The 23652-nt window shown below is 52.4% G+C and carries 18 protein-coding genes; 13 read left to right on the top strand and 5 right to left on the bottom strand.

What is annotated here, in order from left to right:
- Positions 1-25: 25 nt before the first annotated feature.
- The 4 genes from ACJHW7_RS12435 to mutH all read right to left on the bottom strand — a co-directional run bounded on the left by ACJHW7_RS12435 (position 26) and on the right by mutH (position 3001).
- Positions 26-1066, bottom strand: coding sequence for an NADP(H)-dependent aldo-keto reductase (locus tag ACJHW7_RS12435; protein WP_001199299.1), 1041 nt, complete (start codon positions 1064-1066; stop codon positions 26-28).
- A 107-nt stretch (positions 1067-1173) separates the two neighbouring features.
- A complete protein-coding gene (gene ygdR / locus ACJHW7_RS12430) occupies positions 1174-1392 on the bottom strand; it encodes a lipoprotein YgdR (protein ID WP_000758655.1) in 219 nt (72 codons plus the stop codon).
- Between the two features lie 137 nt (positions 1393-1529).
- The gene (locus ACJHW7_RS12425; protein ID WP_000895624.1) at positions 1530-2243 is read right to left on the bottom strand and encodes a TerC family protein; all 714 of its coding nucleotides are present in this window, start codon (positions 2241-2243) and stop codon (positions 1530-1532) included.
- A gap of 68 nt (positions 2244-2311) precedes the next feature.
- Positions 2312-3001: a DNA mismatch repair endonuclease MutH gene (gene mutH / locus ACJHW7_RS12420; protein ID WP_000082188.1), complete on the bottom strand. Its 690-nt coding sequence runs from the start codon at positions 2999-3001 to the stop codon at positions 2312-2314.
- Between the two features lie 185 nt (positions 3002-3186).
- Between mutH and ygdT the strand changes: the two genes are divergently transcribed.
- The 13 genes from ygdT (at position 3187) to recD (ending at position 22028) form a co-directional block, all read left to right on the top strand.
- Entirely contained in the window at positions 3187-3333 is a 147-nt protein-coding gene (gene ygdT / locus ACJHW7_RS12415; protein WP_000953278.1) for a protein YgdT, read from the top strand.
- A 352-nt stretch (positions 3334-3685) separates the two neighbouring features.
- Positions 3686-4216 carry an RNA pyrophosphohydrolase gene (gene rppH / locus ACJHW7_RS12410; protein WP_000564489.1) on the top strand — a complete coding sequence of 177 codons (531 nt, stop codon included), beginning with the start codon at positions 3686-3688 and terminating at the stop codon, positions 4214-4216.
- Positions 4217-4228: 12 nt separating this feature from the next.
- Complete coding sequence (ptsP, locus tag ACJHW7_RS12405) at positions 4229-6475, top strand: phosphoenolpyruvate--protein phosphotransferase (RefSeq protein ID WP_000957914.1); 2247 nt, start codon at positions 4229-4231, stop codon at positions 6473-6475.
- Positions 6476-6625: 150 nt separating this feature from the next.
- Positions 6626-7501: a prolipoprotein diacylglyceryl transferase gene (gene lgt, locus ACJHW7_RS12400; protein WP_021557158.1), complete on the top strand. Its 876-nt coding sequence runs from the start codon at positions 6626-6628 to the stop codon at positions 7499-7501.
- Between the two features lie 6 nt (positions 7502-7507).
- Complete coding sequence (gene thyA / locus ACJHW7_RS12395; protein ID WP_000816232.1) at positions 7508-8302, top strand: thymidylate synthase; 795 nt, start codon at positions 7508-7510, stop codon at positions 8300-8302.
- Between the two features lie 183 nt (positions 8303-8485).
- A complete protein-coding gene (locus ACJHW7_RS12390; protein WP_021557157.1) occupies positions 8486-8956 on the top strand; it encodes a prepilin peptidase-dependent protein in 471 nt (156 codons plus the stop codon).
- Positions 8947-9510, top strand: a complete 564-nt coding sequence (locus ACJHW7_RS12385; RefSeq protein ID WP_001144322.1) for a prepilin peptidase-dependent protein — start codon at positions 8947-8949, stop codon at positions 9508-9510. Before ACJHW7_RS12390 ends, ACJHW7_RS12385 begins: the two co-directional genes overlap by 10 nt.
- Positions 9507-9914 carry a DUF2509 family protein gene (locus tag ACJHW7_RS12380; RefSeq protein ID WP_021557156.1) on the top strand — a complete coding sequence of 136 codons (408 nt, stop codon included), beginning with the start codon at positions 9507-9509 and terminating at the stop codon, positions 9912-9914. Before ACJHW7_RS12385 ends, ACJHW7_RS12380 begins: the two co-directional genes overlap by 4 nt.
- A complete protein-coding gene (locus tag ACJHW7_RS12375; RefSeq protein ID WP_001276460.1) occupies positions 9899-10222 on the top strand; it encodes a prepilin-type N-terminal cleavage/methylation domain-containing protein in 324 nt (107 codons plus the stop codon). The genes ACJHW7_RS12380 and ACJHW7_RS12375 overlap by 16 nt, the downstream gene beginning before the upstream one ends.
- Positions 10223-10234: 12 nt before the next feature.
- Positions 10235-13603, top strand: a complete 3369-nt coding sequence (recC, locus tag ACJHW7_RS12370) for an exodeoxyribonuclease V subunit gamma (protein WP_021557155.1) — start codon at positions 10235-10237, stop codon at positions 13601-13603.
- Positions 13604-13778: 175 nt separating this feature from the next.
- Complete coding sequence (gene ptrA / locus ACJHW7_RS12365) at positions 13779-16667, top strand: pitrilysin (protein WP_021557154.1); 2889 nt, start codon at positions 13779-13781, stop codon at positions 16665-16667.
- On the top strand, positions 16660-20202 hold the full coding sequence (gene recB / locus ACJHW7_RS12360; RefSeq protein ID WP_040234902.1) for an exodeoxyribonuclease V subunit beta: 3543 nt from the start codon (positions 16660-16662) through the stop codon (positions 20200-20202). Before ptrA ends, recB begins: the two co-directional genes overlap by 8 nt.
- Positions 20202-22028 carry an exodeoxyribonuclease V subunit alpha gene (gene recD / locus ACJHW7_RS12355; protein WP_000775946.1) on the top strand — a complete coding sequence of 609 codons (1827 nt, stop codon included), beginning with the start codon at positions 20202-20204 and terminating at the stop codon, positions 22026-22028. The genes recB and recD overlap by 1 nt, the downstream gene beginning before the upstream one ends.
- A 61-nt stretch (positions 22029-22089) precedes the next feature.
- Here recD and argA read toward each other — a convergent pair whose 3' ends face one another.
- Positions 22090-23421 (bottom strand): amino-acid N-acetyltransferase, encoded by a 1332-nt coding sequence (gene argA / locus ACJHW7_RS12350; protein WP_000237948.1) that lies wholly within the window; start codon positions 23419-23421, stop codon positions 22090-22092.
- Positions 23422-23652: the final 231 nt, after the last annotated feature.

Raw genomic sequence — 23652 nt, 5'->3', positions numbered from 1 at the left:
ACGCCGGTTTTAACCGGCGTTAATCTTATGGTGCAGGATACGTATAAACCTGATGCACCGCTTCAATTTCAGCTAATACGTCTTCGCTCAACTCCAGATGCAAACTTTCGACGTTAGTTTTCAGCTGCTCCATCGTGGTTGCGCCCAGCAGAGTGCTGGCAACAAACGGTTGACGACGTACAAAAGCGAGCGCCATCTGAGCAGGATCCAGGCCATGACGTCTGGCGATATCAACATACGCCGCGACGGCTTTTTGCGTTTGCTCACCGCTATAGCGGGTGAACCGACTAAAGAGCGTATTACGTGCGCCAGCGGGTTTTGCACCATTGAGATATTTCCCGGTCAGCGTGCCGAAACCCAGGCACGAATAGGCCAGCAGTTCGACCCCTTCATACTGGCTGACTTCTGCCAGACCTACTTCAAAACTGCGGTTTAACAGACTGTAAGGGTTCTGAATGGTGACAATACGCGGCAGATCGTGTTTGTCCGCCAGATGCAGGTAGCGCATTACGCCAAATGCAGTTTCGTTCGACACGCCGATATAACGAATTTTTCCCGCTCGTTGGTACTCTGCCAGTGCGTCCAGCGTATCCAGCAGCGAAACCGCAGGCGCAGAATCTGTCCAGCTATAACCGAGTTTGCCGAAGCAGTTGGTTGGGCGCTGCGGCCAGTGCACCTGATAAAGATCGAGGTAATCAGTCTGCAGACGCTTGAGGCTGTCATGCAGCGCTTCGCGGATATTCTTCCGATCCAGCGCCTGATCCGGGCGGATGCCCTTGTCATTATTGCGCGACGGTCCGCTCACTTTGGAGGCGATAATTAACTTTTCGCGGCTGCCATGTTTCGCCAGCCAGTTGCCGACGTAGGTTTCGGTTAACCCTTGCGTTTCGGGGCGCGGAGGTACTGGGTACATTTCGGCAACGTCGATAAGGTTAATGCCCTGAGCGACGGCATAGTCGAGTTGTGCGTGGGCGTCGGCTTCGCTGTTCTGTTCACCAAACGTCATCGTGCCAAGCCCCAGCGTGCTGACTTCCAGCGAACTGTGGGGTATACGGTGATATTGCATAGCCGTTTCCTTTTTATAATCACGACATAAGGAATATAAAAATGGCAGAGGGAAGGGAAAAGGGAAAGAGAAAAATCTTAAGGCCAGCCGGATGCTGACCTTATTTGTTAACGTTCAATTATTTGCGAAACATCATCACGGTTAATTTGCATCGCGTTACCTTGCTGATCGTGATAACTCACCAGCCCGGTATCATCATCAATTTCAGGTTTTCCATCGGTCAAAATCATACGGCCATCTTTGGTCGCCATGACGTAATCACTGGAACACCCGGAAACAGCAAACGCCAGTCCGACTGCAGAAATTATTACTGCCCATTTTTTCATCCGGTTATCCTCATTTGGCCCACCTATGATAATAGTCTGTTTATAAACCGACGTTATATATCTTGAAAGCAGGAAAATCTTAAACTGTGAGGGTAACAGGAGTGAGTACGCCCTCCCGCAGGAGAGCGTACGGAGTATCAGAGCGGATTCTTTTTGTTGCGAATCAGGTTGAGGCTTTCAACCGCAATAGAGAAGAACATCGCGAAGTAGATGTAACCTTTCGGTACGTGGATGTCGAAACTTTCCAGAATCAGGGTAAAGCCCACCAGAATCAGGAAAGAGAGAGCCAGCATTTTTACCGAAGGATGGCGTTCGACAAAATCACCAATCGAGCGCGCGGCGAACATCATCACGCCTACGGCAATCACCACGGCTGCCATCATAATAAACAGGTGATCTGACAGACCCACAGCGGTAATCACTGAATCGAGGCTGAAGATAATATCCAGCAGCATAATCTGCACGATAGCGCCGAGGAATGATGAAACGCGTGTTTTCAGCCCTTCTTCTTCACCTTCAATGGATTCGTGGATTTCCTTGCTGGCTTTCCAGATAAGGAACAAGCCACCCAGAAGCAGAATCAAGTCACGGGCAGAAATTTCCTGACTGAATATTGTAAAAAGCGGATTTGTCAGGCGCGTAACCCAGGCGATTGATGCCAGCAGCGCCAGACGCATAACCATGGCTCCCGCCAACCCCAGACGGCGCGCATGAGCACGTTGTGCTGTGGGAAGCTTTGCCACCACCAGAGAAAGGAAAATAATATTGTCGATCCCAAGAACGATCTCCAGCAGCGTCAGCGTACCGAGCGCAAGCCAGGCGTTAGGATCGGTTATCCATGCAAATAACATCTAAAAAGCCCTGCCAAAAAAATGAAGCGGTAATTATATGCCCGGAAAGCGGCAGGTCAAAGCGATGGCTACTGGATCAGAAAATGACGGGCCAGCAGCGCACTGGTGAAATTTTTCTTCAAATAAAAGCCGCGCGGCAGCGTCAGAATCCGTTCGCCCCGGGCACCAATGGCTTCGGTAAGCGCTTTCGCATTCGCTGCTTTCGGTCGTATCTGTAAATACTCCCCGTGACGAGCGGTAATCCGCTCAACCTGACCGAGAACAATCATATCCATTAATTCTTCCCAGTCTTCGCGTAGCTGCCGGTCTTCCTCTTCATTCGGGCTCCACAGCAACGGTGATCCAACGCGACGCTGCGCCAGCGGGATGCTGCGCTCGCCTTCAACCGGTATCCACAGTACGCGTTTGAGTTTGTGGCGCACGTGGCTGGTTTCCCAGGTCACCCCGCTATTGCCCGTTAACGGGGCAACACAAACGAATGTTGTTTCCAGCGGACGACCAAGACTATCCACAGGGATAGTTTTAAGTTCCACGCCCAGAGCAGCAAAATCTTGCTCAGGTTTACTCCCTGCGCTGGCACCTAGCCAGATCTCCAGTAACACGCCAATCCAGCCCTTATCGCGTTTTAAATTCTCTGGCGTAACCAGCCCGGCAAGTGCCGCCAGTTCTCCCAATGTATAACCAGAAAGTTGCTGTGCTTGCGCTAACAACTGTTCTTCAGTTTCGGGAGGAGAGAGCAGTGGGCGAGGTTGGGACATGTCATGATACCTTGGTTAAAAAACAAACAGCAATTATGTGCCGAATATTCGCAGTGTAACTTTTTCCACATGCGTTGTTCAATTCTCTGATTTATATTGCTTTTTAGGTTGCCGGTAATCGAGTTGCGCAACACTGCAACGGGTTTTCCAAATCTGGTCACTGAAAATAAACAGGATCTTACACCATGTTATCCACAGAAAGCTGGGATAACTGTGAAAAACCTCCACTACTGTTTCCATTTACAGCCTTGACGTGCGACGAAACTCCAGTTTTTAGTGGTTCAGTGCTTAACTTAGTGGCACATTCTGTGGATAAATACGGCATTGGTTGATCTTTCGCCAACCCGTAAATGAGAGGTGTGACCTGGGTCACGAATTACTCTTTTTCATTACTTAAATTACATGTAATGCATTGACTGATAATGAATATTTTAAAATGTCTATATCGGGCTTATTCAGAATGCTCCGGGTTTTCCCGTAGTAATTCCGTAGTTCTTCACAACTCTATCCACAGAAAAGGTGAATAAAAACGGCTATCCACCCCTTCCTCTGTTTATAACTCTGCACATAACTGTGAGTTATTCAATTGTTATTAGTGTGTAATGCCCTGCAGAGAGTGGTTTACCGTCTTCCTGGAGTATGAAACAATCATTCGTATATAAAGCTTTATATTGAGGTAGTCCGGTGATTGATGACGATGGCTACCGCCCAAACGTAGGTATCGTGATTTGTAATCGCCAGGGGCAGGTAATGTGGGCCCGGCGATTTGGTCAGCACTCCTGGCAATTTCCGCAAGGCGGAATTAACCCCGGAGAATCCGCAGAGCAGGCGATGTACCGTGAATTGTTTGAAGAAGTAGGATTAAGCCGCAAAGACGTTCGAATCCTTGCTTCAACGCGTAACTGGTTGCGCTACAAATTACCGAAACGTTTGGTGCGTTGGGACACGAAGCCGGTTTGTATCGGCCAAAAACAAAAATGGTTTCTCTTGCAGCTGGTGAGCGGCGATGCAGAAATCAATATGCAAACCAGCAGTACACCAGAGTTTGACGGCTGGCGATGGGTAAGTTACTGGTATCCGGTCAGACAGGTGGTGTCATTTAAACGTGATGTCTACCGTAGGGTAATGAAAGAGTTCGCGAGCGTGGTGATGTCACTGCAGGAAAATACGCCAAAACCACAAAACGCATCTGCTTATCGACGTAAAAGAGGTTAAGTCACGCCAATTATGCTCACTCGCCTGCGCGAAATAGTCGAAAAGGTAGCCAGCGCACCACGCCTGAATGAGGCGTTAAATATTCTGGTTACCGACATCTGTCTTGCGATGGATACCGAGGTCTGTTCGGTCTACCTGGCCGATCATGATCGACGTTGTTACTACCTGATGGCGACCCGGGGGCTGAAAAAACCACGCGGTCGCACTGTAACGCTCGCGTTTGATGAAGGGATCGTCGGCCTGGTTGGCAGGCTGGCGGAACCGATAAACCTTGCAGATGCGCAAAAGCACCCCAGCTTCAAATACATCCCCTCCGTAAAAGAAGAACGTTTTCGCGCGTTTTTAGGCGTACCAATTATTCAACGTCGCCAGTTGCTTGGTGTACTGGTGGTACAGCAACGAGAGTTGCGCCAGTATGACGAAAGTGAAGAATCCTTCCTGGTGACGCTTGCCACCCAGATGGCAGCGATTCTTTCTCAGTCGCAGTTGACTGCCTTGTTTGGGCAATATCGCCAGACGCGAATCCGCGCATTACCGGCAGCACCTGGTGTGGCGATTGCCGAAGGCTGGCAGGATGCCACGTTACCTTTAATGGAACAGGTGTATCAGGCATCAACGCTGGATCCGGCTCTGGAACGCGAACGACTGACCGGGGCGCTGGAAGAAGCGGCAAACGAGTTTCGCCGCTACAGCAAACGCTTTGCCGCCGGTGCACAAAAAGAAACGGCGGCTATTTTCGATCTTTACTCGCACCTGCTTTCGGACACCCGGCTGCGTCGCGAATTGTTTGCCGAGGTTGATAAAGGCTCGGTGGCAGAATGGGCGGTAAAAACGGTCATTGAAAAATTTGCCGAACAGTTTGCCGCGCTAAGCGATAACTATCTCAAAGAGCGGGCTGGCGATTTACGTGCGCTGGGTCAGCGATTGCTGTTTCATCTTGATGACGCTAATCAAGGGCCGAACGCCTGGCCGGAACGTTTCATTCTGGTGGCAGATGAACTGTCAGCGACAACTCTTGCTGAGCTGCCCCAGGATCGCTTAGTCGGTGTTGTCGTGCGAGATGGCGCAGCCAACTCCCATGCTGCGATCATGGTACGTGCGCTGGGGATCCCTACCGTGATGGGCGCGGATATTCAGCCTTCGGTGCTGCATCGTCGGACGCTGATCGTCGATGGCTATCGCGGTGAATTGCTGGTCGATCCGGAGCCGGTACTGCTGCAAGAATATCAGCGGCTAATTAGTGAAGAGATTGAGCTTAGCCGTCTGGCGGAAGATGACGTCAATTTACCCGCGCAGTTAAAAAGCGGTGAGCGTATAAAAGTCATGCTCAATGCCGGTTTAAGCCCGGAACATGAAGAAAAACTGGGCAGCCGTATTGATGGCATCGGTCTTTATCGCACTGAAATCCCATTCATGCTGCAAAGTGGTTTTCCGTCGGAAGAAGAACAGGTGGCGCAGTATCAGGGGATGCTGCAAATGTTCAATGATAAACCCGTCACCTTGCGTACGCTGGATGTCGGAGCAGATAAGCAGCTGCCTTACATGCCGATCAGCGAAGAGAATCCATGCCTGGGTTGGCGTGGGATTCGCATTACGCTCGATCAGCCGGAGATCTTCTTGATCCAGGTGCGGGCGATGCTGCGTGCTAATGCCGCTACGGGCAACCTGAATATTCTGTTGCCGATGGTCACCAGCCTCGATGAAGTTGACGAAGCACGCCGCCTGATTGAACGTGCCGGACGTGAAGTCGAGGAGATGATCGGTTACGAAATTCCCAAACCACGTATCGGCATCATGCTGGAAGTGCCGTCAATGGTATTTATGCTGCCGCATCTGGCAAAGCGGGTCGATTTCATCTCTGTTGGCACCAACGATCTGACTCAATACATTCTGGCCGTTGATCGCAACAATACCCGGGTGGCGAACATTTATGACAGTCTTCATCCTGCAATGTTACGAGCTCTGGCGATGATCGCCCGGGAAGCGGAAATACATGGAATCGATCTCCGTTTGTGCGGTGAAATGGCGGGCGATCCCATGTGCGTGGCAATCCTCATTGGGCTTGGGTATCGCCATCTGTCTATGAACGGACGTTCTGTAGCGCGGGTAAAATACCTGCTGCGGCGCATTGATTATGCCGAAGCAGAAAATCTTGCGCAGCGTAGTCTGGAAGCGCAACTGGCGACCGAAGTTCGCCATCAGGTTGCAGCCTTTATGGAGCGTCGCGGCATGGGCGGGCTGATTCGCGGAGGGTTATAGCGCGGATCATATACATATCTTTTAACGGTATCCGGCAACCAGCCAGGTCCCCTTGTGCTATTATTCGCACCTTTGGAGCGCCTGAAACCTGCGGCGCGCATTTCAATCGCTGTTCTCTTTCAGCGAAATAACAAGAACTTGTGGTGACAGATGACCAGTAGCTATCTGCATTTTCCGGAGTTTGATCCGGTCATTTTCTCAATAGGACCCGTGGCGCTTCACTGGTACGGCCTGATGTATCTGGTGGGTTTCATTTTTGCAATGTGGCTGGCAACACGTCGGGCGAATCGTCCGGGCAGCGGCTGGACCAAAAATGAAGTTGAAAACTTACTCTATGCGGGCTTCCTTGGCGTTTTCCTTGGCGGACGTATTGGGTATGTTCTGTTCTACAACTTCCCGCAGTTTATGGCTGATCCGCTGTATCTGTTTCGCGTCTGGGACGGCGGCATGTCCTTCCATGGCGGCCTGATTGGCGTAATTGTGGTGATGATTATCTTCGCCCGCCGCACCAAACGTTCCTTCTTCCAGGTATCTGATTTTATAGCACCGCTCATTCCGTTTGGTCTTGGCGCCGGGCGTCTGGGCAACTTTATTAACGGTGAACTGTGGGGCCGCGTTGACCCGAACTTCCCGTTTGCCATGCTGTTCCCGGGCTCCCGTACCGAAGATATTCTGTTGCTGCAAAACAATCCGCAGTGGCAATCCATTTTTGATACTTACGGCGTGCTGCCTCGCCACCCGTCACAGTTGTACGAGCTGCTGCTGGAAGGTGTGGTGCTGTTTATTATCCTCAACCTGTATATTCGTAAAACGCGCCCGATGGGAGCCGTGTCTGGCTTGTTCCTGATTGGCTACGGCGCGTTTCGCATCATTGTTGAGTTTTTCCGCCAGCCCGACGCGCAGTTTACCGGTGCCTGGGTGCAGTACATCAGCATGGGGCAAATTCTTTCCATCCCGATGATTGTCGCGGGTGTGATCATGATGGTCTGGGCATATCGTCGCAGCCCACAGCAACACGTTTCCTGAGGAACCATGAAACAGTATTTAGAACTGATGCAAAAAGTGCTCGACGAAGGCACACAGAAAAACGACCGTACCGGAACCGGAACGCTTTCCATTTTTGGTCATCAGATGCGTTTTAACCTGCAGGATGGATTCCCGCTGGTGACAACTAAACGTTGCCACCTGCGTTCCATCATCCATGAACTGCTGTGGTTTCTGCAGGGCGACACTAACATTGCTTATCTACACGAAAACAATGTCACCATCTGGGACGAATGGGCCGATGAAAACGGCGACCTCGGGCCAGTGTATGGTAAACAGTGGCGCGCCTGGCCAACGCCAGATGGTCGTCATATTGACCAGATCACTACGGTACTGAACCAGCTGAAAAACGACCCGGATTCGCGCCGCATTATTGTTTCAGCGTGGAACGTAGGCGAACTGGATAAAATGGCGCTGGCACCGTGCCATGCATTCTTCCAGTTCTATGTGGCAGACGGCAAACTCTCTTGTCAGCTTTATCAGCGCTCCTGTGACGTCTTCCTCGGCCTGCCATTTAACATTGCCAGCTACGCGTTACTGGTGCATATGATGGCGCAGCAGTGCGATCTGGAAGTGGGTGATTTTGTCTGGACCGGTGGCGACACGCACCTGTACAGCAACCATATGGATCAAACTCATCTGCAATTAAGCCGCGAACCGCGTCCGCTGCCGAAGTTGATTATCAAACGTAAACCCGAATCCATCTTCGACTACCGTTTCGAAGACTTTGAGATTGAAGGCTACGATCCGCATCCGGGCATTAAAGCGCCGGTGGCTATCTAATTACGAAACATCCTGCCAGAGCCGACGCTAGTGTGCGTCGGTTTTTTTACCCTCCGTTAAATTCTTCGAGACGCCTTCCCGAAATTTTGCAACGTCCTGCAACGGCGTAAATAGTCCGGAAGATGCGCCGAAGAAATAGAAACTGGCCCTCGTCTTTTTTTCTCCTTGCTCCATACTGCCGGCATGAAAACACAACGTGGTTATACGCTGATTGAAACGCTGGTCGCGATGCTGATTTTGGTCATGCTAAGCGCAAGTGGACTCTATGGCTGGCAATACTGGCAGCAGTCGCAACGGCTTTGGCAAACCGCCAGCCAGGCGCGGGACTATTTGCTCTATTTACGTGAAGATGCCAACTGGCATAACCGCGACCACAGTATCAGCGTTATCAGGGAGGGGACGTTATGGTGCCTTGTGAGTTCCGTTGCTGGGGCGAATACCTGTCATGGCAGTTCACCATTGGTCTTTGTGCCACGTTGGCCCGAAGTCGAAATGAGCGACCTGACACCTTCGCTTGCTTTCTTTGGCCTGCGCAATACCGCATGGGCCGGGCATATTCGCTTCAAAAACACAACGGGCGAGTGGTGGCTGGTGGTTTCGCCGTGGGGAAGACTCCGGCTTTGTCAGCAAGGAGAAACAGAAGGATGCCTGTAAAAGAGCAAGGTTTTTCTCTGCTGGAAGTGTTGATTGCTATGGCGATCAGTAGCGTATTGTTGCTGGGGGCTGCACGCTTTCTGCCTGCGTTACAGCGTGAAAGTTTAACGAGCACCCGTAAGCTGGCGCTGGAAGATGAAATCTGGCTGCGGGTATTTACCGTCGCGAAGCATCTCCAGAGGGCGGGTTATTGTCATGGCAGCTGTACCGGCGAAGGGCTGGAAATTGTCGGACAGGGTGACTGTATCATTGTGCAGTGGGATGCTAACAGTAACGGTATCTGGGATCGCGAACCGGTAAAAGAGTCTGACCAGATTGGATTTCGTCTGAAGGAGCATGTGCTGGAAACGCTACGCGGTGCGACATCCTGTGAAGGTAAGGGCTGGGATAAAGTCACTAATCCGGATGCCATCATTATCGACACTTTTCAGGTCGTACGTCAGGATGTCAGCGGCTTCTCGCCGGTGTTGACGGTTAATATGCGTGCTGCCAGTAAGTCTGAACCGCAAACCGTGGTGGATGCCAGCTATAGCGTGACAGGATTCAACCTGTGAACCGCGAAAAAGGTGTTTCGTCACTGGCTCTGGTTCTGATGCTGCTGGTTTTGGGTAGCTTGCTATTGCAAGGAATGAGTCAGCAGGATCGCAGTTTTGCCTCTCGCGTGAGCATGGAAAGTCAGTCATTGCGCCGCCAGGCCATCGTTCAGTCGGCGCTGGCGTGGGGGAAAATGCACTCCTGGCAGACGCAGCCCGCAGTTCAGTGCTCGCAGTACGCTGGAACCGATGCCCGGGTTTGTTTGCGTTTACTGGCAGATAATGAAGCCTTATTGATTGCCGATTATGAAGGCGTTTCGTTGTGGCGAACAGGCGAAGTCATTGATGGAAACATTGTTTTTTCGCCACGCGGCTGGAGCGATTTTTGTCCGCTGAAAGAGAGGGCGTTATGTCAGCTTCCCTGAAGAATCAACAAGGCTTTAGCCTGCCGGAGGTAATGTTGGCGATGGTGTTGATGGTGATGATTGTCACTGCGTTATCGGGTTTCCAGCGAACATTAATGAACAGTCTTGCCAGCAGAAACCAGTACCAACAGCTCTGGCGGCATGGCTGGCAGCAAACGCAACTGCGCGCGATTTCGCCACCTGCCAACTGGCAGGTCAACCGAATGCAGACATCGCAGGCGGGATGTGTCAGCATCAGCGTTACGCTAGTTTCACCCGGGGGCAGAGAAGGCGAGATGACCCGCCTGCATTGCCCGAATCGTCAGTAGTCAGGAGCCGCTATGTTAAGGGTCTACCATTCCAATCGTCTGGACGTGCTGGAAGCGTTGATGGAGTTTATTGTCGAACGCGAACGGCTGGACGATCCTTTCGAACCAGAGATGATTCTGGTGCAAAGTACCGGTATGGCGCAGTGGCTGCAAATGACCCTGTCGCAAAAGTTTGGTATTGCGGCAAACATTGATTTTCCGCTGCCTGCGAGCTTTATCTGGGATATGTTCGTCCGGGTGTTACCGGAAATCCCCAAAGAGAGCGCCTTTAACAAACAGAGCATGAGCTGGAAACTGATGACTCTGCTGCCGCAATTGCTGGATCGCGAAGACTTTACCCTGTTGCGGCATTATCTGACTGACGATAGCGACAAGCGAAAACTGTTCCAGCTTTCTTCAAAAGCGGCGGACCTGTTTGACCAGTATCTGGTCTATCGTCCGGACTGGCTGGCACAGTGGGAAACAGGACATTTGGTTGAAGGGCTGGGAGAAGCACAGGCCTGGCAAGCGCCGTTGTGGAAGGCGTTGGTGGAATATACCCATCAACTCGGGCAACCGCGCTGGCACCGCGCCAATCTCTATCAGCGCTTTATCGAAACGCTGGAGTCCGCGACGACCTGCCCGCCGGGGTTACCTTCGCGCGTCTTTATATGCGGTATTTCCGCGTTACCGCCTGTTTATCTCCAGGCGCTCCAGGCGCTGGGTAAACATATTGAAATCCATCTCCTGTTTACCAACCCCTGCCGTTATTACTGGGGCGATATTAAAGATCCTGCTTATCTGGCGAAACTGCTGACTCGTCAGCGTCGACACAGTTTTGAAGATCGCGAATTGCCGCTATTTCGCGATAGCGAAAATGCCGGACAGCTCTTTAACAGCGACGGTGAACAGGATGTCGGCAACCCGCTACTGGCCTCCTGGGGCAAGTTGGGGCGCGACTATATCTATCTCCTTTCCGATCTGGATAGCAGTCAGGAGCTGGACGCCTTTGTCGATGTGATGCCAGATAACCTGCTGCATAACATTCAGTCTGACATTCTGGAACTGGAAAACCGCGCCGTTGCTGGTGTGAACATCGAAGAGTTTTCCCGTAGCGATAACAAACGCCCGCTTGATCCACTGGATAGCAGTATCACCTTCCACGTTTGCCATAGCCCGCAGCGTGAAGTTGAAGTTTTACACGATCGCCTGCTGGCGATGCTGGAGGAAGACCCGACACTTACTCCGCGCGACATCATCGTGATGGTGGCTGATATCGACAGCTACAGTCCGTTTATTCAGGCAGTGTTTGGTAGCGCACCTGCGGATCGTTACCTGCCTTACGCCATTTCCGACCGTCGTGCGCGGCAGTCACATCCGGTACTGGAAGCGTTTATCAGCCTGTTATCACTGCCTGACAGTCGCTTTGTGTCAGAGGATGTGCTGGCGCTGCTGGATGTGCCGGTGCTGGCGGCGCGGTTTGACATCACCGAAGAAGGGCTGCGTTATTTACGCCAGTGGGTCAACGAATCCGGCATTCGTTGGGGGATAGATGACGACAACGTTCGCGAGCTGGAACTCCCCGCTACCGGTCAACACACCTGGCGGTTTGGCCTGACGCGCATGTTGCTGGGTTACGCGATGGAGAGCGCGCAGGGCGAGTGGCAATCGGTTCTACCTTATGATGAATCGAGCGGCTTAATTGCAGAACTGGTGGGGCATCTGGCTTCACTGCTAATGCAGCTAAACATCTGGCGTCGCGGGCTGGCACAGGAGCGTCCGCTAGAAGAGTGGTTGCCGGTTTGTCGCGATATGCTCAACGCCTTCTTCCTGCCGGATGCGGAAACCGAAGCGGCGATGACGCTGATCGAACAACAATGGCAGGCGATTATCGCCGAAGGTTTAGGTGCGCAGTATGGCGACGCGGTGCCGCTGTCACTATTGCGTGATGAACTGGCGCAGCGTCTGGATCAAGAACGTATCAGCCAGCGTTTTCTCGCCGGACCGGTTAACATTTGTACTCTGATGCCAATGCGTTCAATTCCGTTCAAAGTGGTTTGCCTGCTGGGAATGAACGACGGCGTTTATCCACGTCAGCTTGCGCCATTGGGCTTTGACCTGATGAGCCAGAAACCGAAGCGTGGCGACCGTAGCCGTCGCGATGACGACCGCTACCTGTTCCTGGAAGCGTTAATTTCCGCGCAGCAAAAACTCTATATCAGCTATATCGGGCGTTCCATTCAGGATAACAGTGAACGTTTCCCGTCGGTACTGGTGCAGGAACTGATCGACTACATCGGGCAAAGTCATTATCTACCGGACGATGAAGCGCTCAACTGTGATGAAAGCGAGGCAAGGGTAAAAGCGCATCTTACTTGCCTCCATACCCGGATGCCGTTTGATCCACAAAACTACCAGCCAGGCGAACGACAAAGCTATGCTCGTGAATGGCTACCTGCGGCCAGCCAGGCTGGTAAAGCACATTCTGAATTTGTTCAGCCGCTGCCGTTTACCTTACCGGAAACCGTGCCGCTGGAAACGCTACAACGATTCTGGGCACATCCGGTGCGGGCGTTCTTCCAGATGCGTTTGCAGGTGAACTTCCGTACTGAAGACAGCGAAATCCCCGACACCGAGCCATTTATTCTTGAAGGGCTTAGTCGTTATCAAATCAATCAGCAGTTATTGAATGCACTGGTTGAGCAGGATGATGCCGAACGCTTGTTCCGCCGCTTCCGGGCGGCAGGGGATTTACCGTATGGCGCTTTTGGTGAAATTTTCTGGGAAACACAGTGCCAGGAGATGCAGCAGCTTGCCGACAGAGTCATTGCCTGTCGCCAGCCGGGGCAGAGTATGGAAATTGATCTCGCCTGCAACGGTGTGCAGATAACTGGCTGGTTGCCGCAGGTGCAGCCGGATGGCTTGTTGCGCTGGCGTCCCTCTTTATTAAGTGTGGCGCAGGGAATGCAACTTTGGCTGGAACACCTTGTCTACTGTGCCAGCGGTGGTAATGGTGAAAGTCGCCTTTTTCTACGCAAAGACGGCGAGTGGCGTTTTCCGCCGCTTGCAGCCGAACAGGCTTTGCATTACCTCTCACAACTGATTGAGGGGTATCGTGAAGGGATGTCCGCGCCATTGCTGGTGTTACCTGAAAGTGGCGGCGCGTGGCTAAAAACCTGTTATGACGCGCAAAACGATGCCATGCTGGATGACGATTCCACGTTGCAAAAAGCCCGTACGAAATTCCTTCAGGCTTACGAAGGCAACATGATGGTGCGTGGCGAAGGTGATGATATCTGGTATCAAAGGCTCTGGCGGCAATTAACACCAGAGACAATGGAGGCCATCGTTGAACAGTCGCAACGTTTCCTGTTACCGCTGTTTCGCTTTAATCAGTCATGAGTGCTGTATAAAAATTGCGCAATCTATCCGCTTACTTTATGATGCGCACCAGTCACGGACTGATGGTTATATAAACATAGGCTGACTCGTGCAGCACAAGATTAAATTCTGGCAGATGATTTGCGTTAACCTGTTGAATCTGGCCAGAAAATAAAGTTGATTATGAGGTCCGTGAATGCCCCGCAGCACCTGGTTCAAAGCATTATTGTTGTTAGTTGCCCTTTGGGCACCCTTAAGTCAGGCAGAAACGGGATGGCAGCCGATTCAGGAAACCATCCGTAAAAGTGATAAAGATAACCGCCAGTATCAGGCTATACGTCTGGATAACGGTATGGTGGTCTTGCTGGTTTCTGATCCGCAGGCAGTTAAATCGCTCTCGGCGCTGGTGGTGCCCGTTGGGTCGCTGGAAGATCCCGAGGCGTACCAGGGGCTGGCACATTACCTTGAACATATGAGTCTGATGGGGTCGAAAAAGTACCCGCAGGCTGACAGTCTGGCCGAATATCTCAAAATGCACGGCGGTAGTCACAATGCCAGCACTGCGCCGTATCGCACGGCTTTCTATCTGGAAGTTGAGAACGACGCCTTGCCCGGTGCGGTAGACCGCCTGGCCGATGCTATTGCAGAACCCTTGCTCGACAAGAAATACGCCGAACGTGAGCGTAATGCAGTGAACGCTGAATTAACCATGGCGCGTACGCGTGACGGGATGCGCATGGCACAGGTCAGCGCAGAAACCATTAACCCGGCGCACCCTGGTTCAAAGTTTTCTGGTGGTAACCTCGAAACTTTAAGCGACAAACCTGGTAATCCGGTGCAGCAGGCGCTGAAAGATTTCCACGAGAAGTACTATTCCGCCAATCTGATGAAGGCGGTTATTTACAGCAATAAACCGCTGCCGGAGTTGGCAAAAATGGCGGCGGACACCTTTGGTCGCGTGCCGAACAAAGAGAGCAAAAAACCGGAAATCACCGTGCCGGTAGTCACCGACGCGCAAAAGGGCATTATCATACATTACGTCCCGGCGCTGCCGCGTAAAGTGTTGCGCGTAGAGTTTCGTATTGATAACAACTCGGCGAAATTCCGTAGCAAAACCGATGAATTGATTACCTATCTGATTGGTAATCGCAGCCCAGGTACACTTTCCGACTGGCTGCAAAAGCAGGGATTAGTTGAGGGCATTAGCGCCAACTCCGATCCTATCGTCAACGGCAACAGCGGCGTATTAGCGATCTCTGCGTCTTTAACCGATAAAGGTCTGGCGAATCGCGATCAGGTTGTGGCGGCTATTTTTAGCTACCTCAATTTGTTACGTGAAAAAGGGATCGATAAACAATACTTCGATGAACTGGCGAATGTGCTGGATATCGACTTCCGTTATCCGTCAATCACCCGTGATATGGATTACGTCGAATGGCTGGCAGATACCATGATTCGCGTTCCTGTTGAGCATACGCTGGATGCAGTCAATATTGCCGATCGGTACGATGCTAAAGCAGTAAAGGAACGTCTGGCGATGATGACGCCGCAGAATGCGCGTATCTGGTATATCAGCCCGAAAGAGCCGCACAACAAAACGGCTTACTTTGTCGATGCGCCGTATCAGGTCGATAAAATCAGCGAACAAACTTTCGCTGACTGGCAGCAAAAAGCTGCCAATATTGCGCTCTCCTTACCGGAGCTTAACCCCTATATTCCTGACGATTTCTCGCTGATTAAGTCAGAGAAGAAATACGACCATCCAGAGCTGATTGTTGATGAGTCGAATCTGCGAGTAGTGTATGCGCCAAGCCGTTATTTTGCCAGCGAGCCCAAAGCCGATGTCAGCCTGATTTTGCGTAATCCGAAAGCCATGGACAGCGCCCGCAATCAGGTGATGTTTGCGCTCAATGATTATCTCGCAGGGCTGGCGCTTGATCAGTTAAGCAACCAGGCGTCGGTTGGTGGCATAAGTTTTTCCACCAACGCTAACAACGGCCTTATGGTTAATGCTAATGGTTACACCCAGCGTCTGCCGCAGCTGTTCCAGGCATTGCTGGAAGGCTACTTTAGCTATACCGCCACGGAAGATCAGCTTGAGCAGGCGAAGTCCTGGTATAACCAGATGATGGATTCCGCAGAAAAGGGCAAAGCGTTCGAGCAGGCGATTATGCCCGCGCAGATGCTCTCGCAAGTGCCGTACTTCTCGCGAGATGAACGGCGCAAAATTTTGCCCTCCATTACGTTGAAAGAGGTGCTGGCCTATCGCGACGCCTTAAAATCAGGGGCTCGACCAGAGTTTATGGTTATCGGCAACATGACCGAGGCCCAGGCAACAACGCTGGCACGCGATGTGCAAAAACAGTTGGGCGCTGATGGTTCAGAGTGGTGTCGTAACAAAGATGTCGTGGTCGATAAAAAACAATCCGTCATCTTTGAAAAAGCTGGTAACAGCACCGACTCCGCACTGGCAGCGGTATTTGTACCGACTGGCTACGATGAATACACCAGCTCAGCCTATAGCTCTCTGTTGGGGCAGATCGTACAGCCGTGGTTCTACAATCAGTTGCGTACCGAAGAACAATTGGGCTATGCCGTGTTTGCATTTCCAATGAGCGTGGGGCGTCAGTGGGGCATGGGCTTCCTTTTGCAAAGCAATGATAAACAGCCTTCCTTCTTGTGGGAGCGTTACAAGGCGTTTTTCCCAACCGCAGAGGCAAAATTGCGGGCGATGAAGCCAGAAGAGTTTGCGCAAATCCAGCAGGCGGTAATTACCCAGATGCTGCAGGCACCGCAAACGCTCGGCGAAGAAGCATCGAAGTTAAGTAAAGATTTCGATCGCGGCAATATGCGCTTCGATTCGCGTGATAAAATCGTGGCCCAGATAAAACTGCTGACGCCGCAAAAACTTGCTGATTTCTTCCATCAGGCGGTGGTCGAGCCGCAAGGCATGGCTATTCTGTCGCAGATTTCCGGCAGCCAGAACGGGAAAGCCGAATATGTGCATCCTGAAGGCTGGAAAGTGTGGGAGAACGTCAGCGCGTTGCAGCAAACAATGCCCCTGATGAGTGAAAAGAATGAGTGATGTCGCCGAGACACTAGATCCTTTGCGCTTGCCCTTACAGGGCGAGCGCCTGATTGAAGCCTCTGCCGGCACAGGCAAAACCTTTACGATTGCGGCGCTCTATTTGCGCCTGTTACTTGGACTAGGCGGTTCCGCCGCCTTTCCCCGCCCGCTGACCGTTGAAGAACTGCTGGTGGTCACCTTTACCGAGGCTGCCACGGCAGAATTGCGTGGTCGTATCCGTAGCAATATCCACGAGTTGCGCATCGCCTGTCTGCGTGAAACCACCGACAATCCACTGTACGAACGCCTGCTGGAAGAGATCGACGATAAAGCGCAAGCCGCGCAGTGGTTGTTGTTAGCCGAACGGCAGATGGATGAAGCGGCAGTCTTTACTATTCACGGTTTTTGCCAGCGCATGCTCAACCTGAATGCCTTTGAATCCGGTATGCTGTTTGAGCAGCAGCTGATTGAAGATGAGTCTCTGCTACGCTACCAGGCCTGCGCCGATTTCTGGCGTCGCCACTGCTACCCGCTGCCGCGTGAAATAGCCCAGGTCGTCTTTGAAACCTGGAAAGGGCCGCAGGCGTTGCTGCGCGATATTAATCGTTATCTGCAAGGCGAAGCGCCGGTTATCAAAGCACCGCCGCCCGATGATGAAACGCTGGCTTCCCGCCACGCGCAAATTGTGGCGCGTATTGATACGGTAAAACAGCAGTGGCGCGACGCAGTGGGTGAACTGGATGCGCTGATCGAATCTTCTGGTATTGATCGACGCAAGTTTAACCGTAGCAATCAGGCTAAATGGATCGACAAGATCAGCGCCTGGGCAGAAGAAGAGACCAACAGTTATCAGTTGCCAGAGTCGCTGGAAAAATTCTCTCAGCGTTTCTTAGAAGATCGCACGAAAGCCGGGGGGGAAACCCCGCGACATCCACTGTTTGAGGCGATCGAACAACTGCTTGCAGAACCATTGTCGATCCGTGATCTGGTGATAACCCGCGCATTGGCTGAGATCCGCGAAACAGTAGCGCGTGAAAAACGCCGCCGTGGCGAATTGGGTTTTGATGACATGTTAAGTCGGCTCGATTCCGCGCTGCGTAGCGAAAGCGGCGAGGTGTTGGCAGCGGCGATCCGTACGCGATTCCCGGTGGCAATGATTGATGAATTTCAGGATACCGACCCCCAGCAGTACCGAATTTTTCGCCGTATCTGGCACCATCAGCCGGAAACCGCATTGTTGCTGATTGGCGACCCGAAACAGGCCATATATGCATTCCGGGGTGCGGATATCTTCACTTATATGAAGGCGCGTAGCGAAGTTCACGCCCACTACACTTTAGACACCAACTGGCGTTCCGCACTAGGAATGGTGAACAGTGTGAACAAGCTTTTCAGCCAGACTGATGACGCGTTCATGTTTCGCGAAATACCGTTTATTCCAGTGAAATCAGCCGGGAAAAATCAGGCGTTACGTTTTGTGTTTAAAGGTGAAACGCAGCCTGCGATGAAAATGTGGCTGATGGAAGGCGAAAGCTGCGGCGTTGGCGACTATCAAAGTACCATGGCGCAGGTATGTGCTGCGCAAATCCGCGACTGGCTACAAGCCGGACAGCGGGGCGAAGCGTTGCTGATGAACGGCGACGACGCGCGTCCGGTGCGTGCTTCGGACATCAGTGTGCTGGTGCGCAGCCGCCAGGAGGCCGCCCAGGTGCGCGACGCCTTAACGTTGCTGGAAATCCCTTCCGTTTACCTTTCGAACCGCGACAGTGTTTTTGAAACTCTGGAAGCGCAGGAAATGCTTTGGTTGTTGCAGGCGGTGATGACGCCCGAACGTGAGAACACCCTGCGTAGTGCGCTGGCAACGTCAATGATGGGGCTGAACGCGCTGGATATCGAAACGCTGAACAATGACGAACATGCGTGGGATGTGGTAGTCGAAGAGTTCGATGGTTATCGGCAAATCTGGCGCAAACGTGGCGTTATGCCGATGCTGCGGGCGCTGATGTCGGCGCGTAACATTGCTGAAAACTTGCTGGCAACGGCAGGCGGTGAGCGGCGTCTTACCGATATCTTGCATATCAGCGAACTGCTACAAGAAGCCGGAACGCAGCTGGAAAGTGAACATGCGCTGGTACGCTGGTTATCGCAACATATCCTCGAGCCAGACAGTAATGCCTCCAGCCAACAAATGCGTCTCGAAAGTGATAAACATCTGGTGCAGATTGTCACGATCCACAAATCGAAAGGGCTGGAATATCCATTGGTCTGGCTGCCGTTTATCACCAATTTCCGCGTCCAGGATCAGGCGTTTTATCACGATCGCCACTCGTTTGAGGCAGTTTTGGATCTTAACGCTGCGCCAGAAAGCGTCGACCTCGCGGAGGTCGAACGTCTGGCGGAAGATCTGCGTTTGCTTTACGTGGCGCTGACGCGTTCGGTTTGGCATTGCAGTCTCGGCGTTGCACCGCTGGTGCGCCGTCGTGGCGATAAAAAAGGTGACACCGACGTCCACCAAAGTGCGCTCGGGCGTTTGCTGCAAAAAGGGGAACCGCAAGATGCGGCAGGGCTTCGCACCTGTATTGAAGCGTTATGCGATGATGATATTGCCTGGCAAACGGCACAAACTGGTGATAACCAGCCCTGGCAGGTTAATGATGCTTTAACTGCAGAACTGAATGCGAGGACACTACAACGATTGCCCGGCGATAACTGGCGTGTCACCAGCTACTCCGGCTTGCAGCAGCGTGGTCACGGTATCGCTCAGGATCTGATGCCACGGCTGGATGTTGATGCCGCAGGCGTGGTCAGCGTCGTTGAAGAACCGACGTTAACACCGCATCAGTTCCCGCGCGGTGCGTCACCGGGGACATTCTTGCACAGTTTGTTTGAAGACCTCGATTTTACCCAGCCGGTTGACCCGAACTGGGTACAGGAAAAACTGGAACTCGGCGGCTTTGAATCGCAGTGGGAACCGGTGTTGACCGAGTGGATCACGGCTGTCCTCCAGGCACCTCTCAATGAAACGGGTGTTAGCCTGAGTCAGCTTTCCGACCGCGATAAACAGGTGGAGATGGAGTTTTACCTGCCGATTAGCGAACCGCTCATCGCCAGCCAGCTTGATGCACTAATTCGCCAGTTTGACCCGCTATCCGCTGGCTGCCCGCCGCTGGAGTTCATGCAGGTACGCGGCATGTTAAAAGGCTTTATCGACCTGGTATTCCGCCACGAAGGGCGTTATTACCTGCTCGACTATAAATCCAACTGGCTGGGTGAAGACAGTTCGGCTTACACCCAACAGGCTATGGCAGCAGCGATGCAGGCACACCGCTATGATCTGCAATATCAGCTTTATACCCTGGCGCTGCATCGTTATCTGCGCCATCGCATTGCTGATTACGACTATGATCGTCACTTTGGCGGCGTTATCTATCTGTTCCTGCGTGGCGTTGATAAAGAACATCCGCAACAAGGGATTTACACAACCCGACCCAACGCCGGGTTGATTGCCCTGATGGATGAGATGTTTGCCGGTATGACCCTGGAGGAGGCGTAATGAAATTGCAAAAGCAATTACTGGAAGCTGTGGAGCACAAACAGCTACGCCCGCTGGATGTGCAATTTGCCCTGACCGTGGCGGGAGATGAACATCCTGCCGTCACCCTCGCGGCGGCACTGTTAAGTCATGATGCCGGAGAGGGACACGTCTGTTTGCCGCTTTCACGACTGGAAAATAACGAGGCGTCGCATCCGCTGTTGGCGACCTGTGTCAGTGAAATCGGTGAGCTACAAAATTGGGAAGAATGCTTGCTGGCTTCTCAAGCGGTCAGCAGGGGAGATGAACCCACGCCGATGATCCTCTGTGGCGATCGTCTTTATTTGAATCGCATGTGGTGTAACGAGCGGACGGTAGCGCGCTTCTTCAATGAGGTGAATCATGCCATTGAGGTTGATGAAGCTCTACTGGCGCAAACCCTGGACAAACTTTTTCCAGTAAGCGATGAAATTAACTGGCAAAAAGTTGCAGCGGCAGTGGCGCTGACGCGGCGGATCTCGGTGATTTCCGGCGGCCCAGGCACCGGTAAAACGACCACCGTGGCGAAGTTACTGGCAGCGTTAATTCAAATGGCCGACGGCGAACGCTGCCGTATCCGTCTGGCTGCACCAACGGGTAAAGCTGCCGCGCGCTTAACCGAATCTCTCGGCAAGGCTTTGCGACAGTTACCGCTGACCGATGAACAAAAGAAACGCATTCCGGAAGATGCCAGTACTTTGCACCGATTGCTGGGTGCGCAGCCGGGTAGCCAGCGTTTACGTCATCATGCCGGTAACCCGCTGCATCTTGATGTGCTGGTGGTAGATGAAGCGTCAATGATCGATCTGCCTATGATGTCGAGACTGATCGACGCCTTGCCCGATCATGCGCGAGTGATCTTTCTCGGCGATCGTGATCAACTGGCCTCGGTTGAGGCTGGGGCTGTGCTGGGCGATATCTGCGCTTATGCCAATGCCGGCTTTACCGCCGAGCGTGCCGGGCAGCTAAGCCGCCTGACGGGAACTCACGTTCCGGCAGGAACTGGCACAGAAGCGGCATCTTTGCGCGACAGTCTCTGCCTGCTGCAAAAAAGCTATCGTTTCGGCAGTGATTCTGGCATTGGTCAGTTAGCTGCGGCGATCAACCGTGGTGATAAAACGGCAGTGAAAACCGTTTTTCAGCAGGATTTTACTGATATCGAAAAACGGCTTTTACAGAGCGGAGAAGATTATATTGCGATGCTTGAGGAAGCTCTTGCGGGTTATGGACGTTATCTGGATCTGCTGCAAGCGCGTGCCGAGCCGGATTTAATCATTCAGGCGTTCAATGAGTACCAACTTTTGTGCGCCCTGCGGGAAGGGCCGTTTGGCGTGGCTGGACTGAATGAGCGAATTGAGCAGTTTATGCAACAGAAGCGCAAAATTCATCGTCATCCGCACTCTCGTTGGTACGAAGGTCGACCGGTAATGATTGCCCGTAATGACAGCGCGCTTGGGTTGTTTAATGGCGATATCGGTATTGCGCTGGATCGCGGGCAGGGGACGCGCGTCTGGTTTGCGATGCCGGACGGCAATATTAAGTCTGTGCAACCGAGTCGCTTGCCAGAGCACGAAACTACGTGGGCGATGACGGTACATAAATCGCAGGGATCGGAGTTCGACCATGCGGCGTTGATTTTACCGAGCCAACGCACGCCGGTAGTAACGCGAGAGCTGGTATACACCGCGGTGACCCGCGCGCGTCGCCGTCTGTCGCTGTATGCCGATGAGCGTATATTAAGTGCGGCAATCGCCACTCGTACTGAGCGGCGCAGTGGTCTGGCGGCGTTGTTTAGTTCGCGGGAATAAACGTAATTGCCGGATGCGACGCACGAGTGTTACGCATGTCGCATCCGACAATTTTCATCGCTTACCCTAAATCCGCCATCAACACTTTGGATTTACGCTGGTAGTTGTACAACTGCTTTTTGCTCTCGGGCAGTAAATCAATATCCACCGGGGTAAATCCACGTTCCTGGAACCAGTGAATACTGCGCGTGGTCAGCACAAACAATTTGCTTAAGCCGCTCTGCTTCGCCTGAGCGGTAATGCGTTCCAGCAGAACCTCGCCCCGTGATGAACTGCGGTAATCCGGGTGAACTGCCACACAGGCCATTTCCCCAATCTTCTCTTCCGGGAACGGATAGAGCGCGGCGCAGGCAATAGTCGTGTTATCGCGCTGAATAATGGTGAATTTGTCGATTTCCATCTCCAGCTGCTCGCGAGAACGGCGCACCAGAATACCTTGCTGCTCCAGCGGGCGAATCAACTCCAGAATACCGCCAATATCGTTGATTGTTGCGCGACGAATCTGCTCGGCGCTTTCCATCACAATCTGCGTACCGATACCGTCGCGTGAGAACAACTCTTGCAACAGCGCGCCATCTTCCTGATAACTGATTAAATGACAGCGACGCACGCCGCTGCGGCAGGCTTTCACTGCGCCACGCAAAAAGCGCACCGTACCGGAGTTGTAATCGCCTTTCTCTTCCTGGGCTTCTACCCGCGCTTGCGCTTCGTTAGGGAAAAGTTCTGAGACAATATCACCGTCGTCATTAGTAACGCCCTGGGAAGAGCAAAAACCAATCATCTTTTCAGCTTTCAGTTTGATGGCTAGTTGAGTGGCAATCTCTTCCGAGGTCAGATTAAAGCTCTCGCCAGTGACTGAAACAGCGACCGGCCCCATTAGCACTATTGCACCGCTGTCCAGTTGACGATGGATCGCGTCTTCATCAATCCGCCGGATACGCCCGCTATGGCAGTAATCCACGCCGTCATCGACGCCCAGCGGCTGGGCAATAATAAAATTGCCACTAACGACGTTGATATGCGCGCCCTGTAGCGGCGTGTTATTGAGACTCATCGACAGGCGAGCAGTAATATCCAGTTGCAATGTTCCCGCAGCCTGCTTCACCAGTTCCAGTGTTTTGGCGTCGGTCACACGTATATTCTTGTGATACAGCGGTTCGTGGTGATGCGCAGCCAGATTTGCGTCGATCTGCGGACGTGCGCCATAGACCACCACCAGACGGATGCCGAGGCTGTGCAACAACCCGATATCATTAACGATACTGGAGAAATTCTCATGCTCAATGGCTTCACCGCCGAGCATGATGACAAACGTTTTTCCCCGGTGGGTATTGATATAGGGAACCGAATGGCGGAATCCCTCGACCAACTCGGTTTTACGTTCCTTTACCACGGCACACCCCTTTGCATTATTATTCGAAATTATTGTATTTTTATTCTGTTTTTTCGCAGGGTGCAAGTGTAAATTTTATGCGAGAGCGACTTTTTTATCAGTAATGCCGTGAATATAAAAAGAATGTTTACCGTTTATTAGATGACAGATTATGCGTCTTTCGCTAAAGTTTCCGGTCAAATTAGTCGTTTACTTGTTACACAGCTTAGATTTCTTTTGCTCGGGAGAGGC

It is taken from the genome of Escherichia sp. WS1152, from assembly GCF_046487665.1.
GTDB lineage: Bacteria > Pseudomonadota > Gammaproteobacteria > Enterobacterales > Enterobacteriaceae > Escherichia > Escherichia coli.
The sequence above is the reverse complement of the archived record's forward strand: the minus strand, read 5'-3'. Positions and strand labels throughout refer to the sequence as shown.

Excerpts from the sequence above, each read along its gene's own strand:
- ACJHW7_RS12385 (WP_001144322.1), top strand. The coding sequence starts at position 8,947 with ATGCCTGTAAAAGAGCAAGGTTTTTCTCTGCTGGAAGTGTTGATTGCT.
- ACJHW7_RS12435 (WP_001199299.1), bottom strand. The coding sequence starts at position 1,066 with ATGCAATATCACCGTATACCCCACAGTTCGCTGGAAGTCAGCACGCTG.
- ptsP (WP_000957914.1), top strand. The coding sequence starts at position 4,229 with ATGCTCACTCGCCTGCGCGAAATAGTCGAAAAGGTAGCCAGCGCACCA.
- recC (WP_021557155.1), top strand. The coding sequence starts at position 10,235 with ATGTTAAGGGTCTACCATTCCAATCGTCTGGACGTGCTGGAAGCGTTG.
- lgt (WP_021557158.1), top strand. The coding sequence starts at position 6,626 with ATGACCAGTAGCTATCTGCATTTTCCGGAGTTTGATCCGGTCATTTTC.
- recD (WP_000775946.1), top strand. The coding sequence starts at position 20,202 with ATGAAATTGCAAAAGCAATTACTGGAAGCTGTGGAGCACAAACAGCTA.
- ACJHW7_RS12375 (WP_001276460.1), top strand. The coding sequence starts at position 9,899 with ATGTCAGCTTCCCTGAAGAATCAACAAGGCTTTAGCCTGCCGGAGGTA.
- ACJHW7_RS12425 (WP_000895624.1), bottom strand. The coding sequence starts at position 2,243 with ATGTTATTTGCATGGATAACCGATCCTAACGCCTGGCTTGCGCTCGGT.
- mutH (WP_000082188.1), bottom strand. The coding sequence starts at position 3,001 with ATGTCCCAACCTCGCCCACTGCTCTCTCCTCCCGAAACTGAAGAACAG.
- recB (WP_040234902.1), top strand. The coding sequence starts at position 16,660 with ATGAGTGATGTCGCCGAGACACTAGATCCTTTGCGCTTGCCCTTACAG.
- thyA (WP_000816232.1), top strand. The coding sequence starts at position 7,508 with ATGAAACAGTATTTAGAACTGATGCAAAAAGTGCTCGACGAAGGCACA.
- ACJHW7_RS12390 (WP_021557157.1), top strand. The coding sequence starts at position 8,486 with ATGAAAACACAACGTGGTTATACGCTGATTGAAACGCTGGTCGCGATG.
- ygdR (WP_000758655.1), bottom strand. The coding sequence starts at position 1,392 with ATGAAAAAATGGGCAGTAATAATTTCTGCAGTCGGACTGGCGTTTGCT.
- ptrA (WP_021557154.1), top strand. The coding sequence starts at position 13,779 with ATGCCCCGCAGCACCTGGTTCAAAGCATTATTGTTGTTAGTTGCCCTT.
- ygdT (WP_000953278.1), top strand. The coding sequence starts at position 3,187 with ATGTTATCCACAGAAAGCTGGGATAACTGTGAAAAACCTCCACTACTG.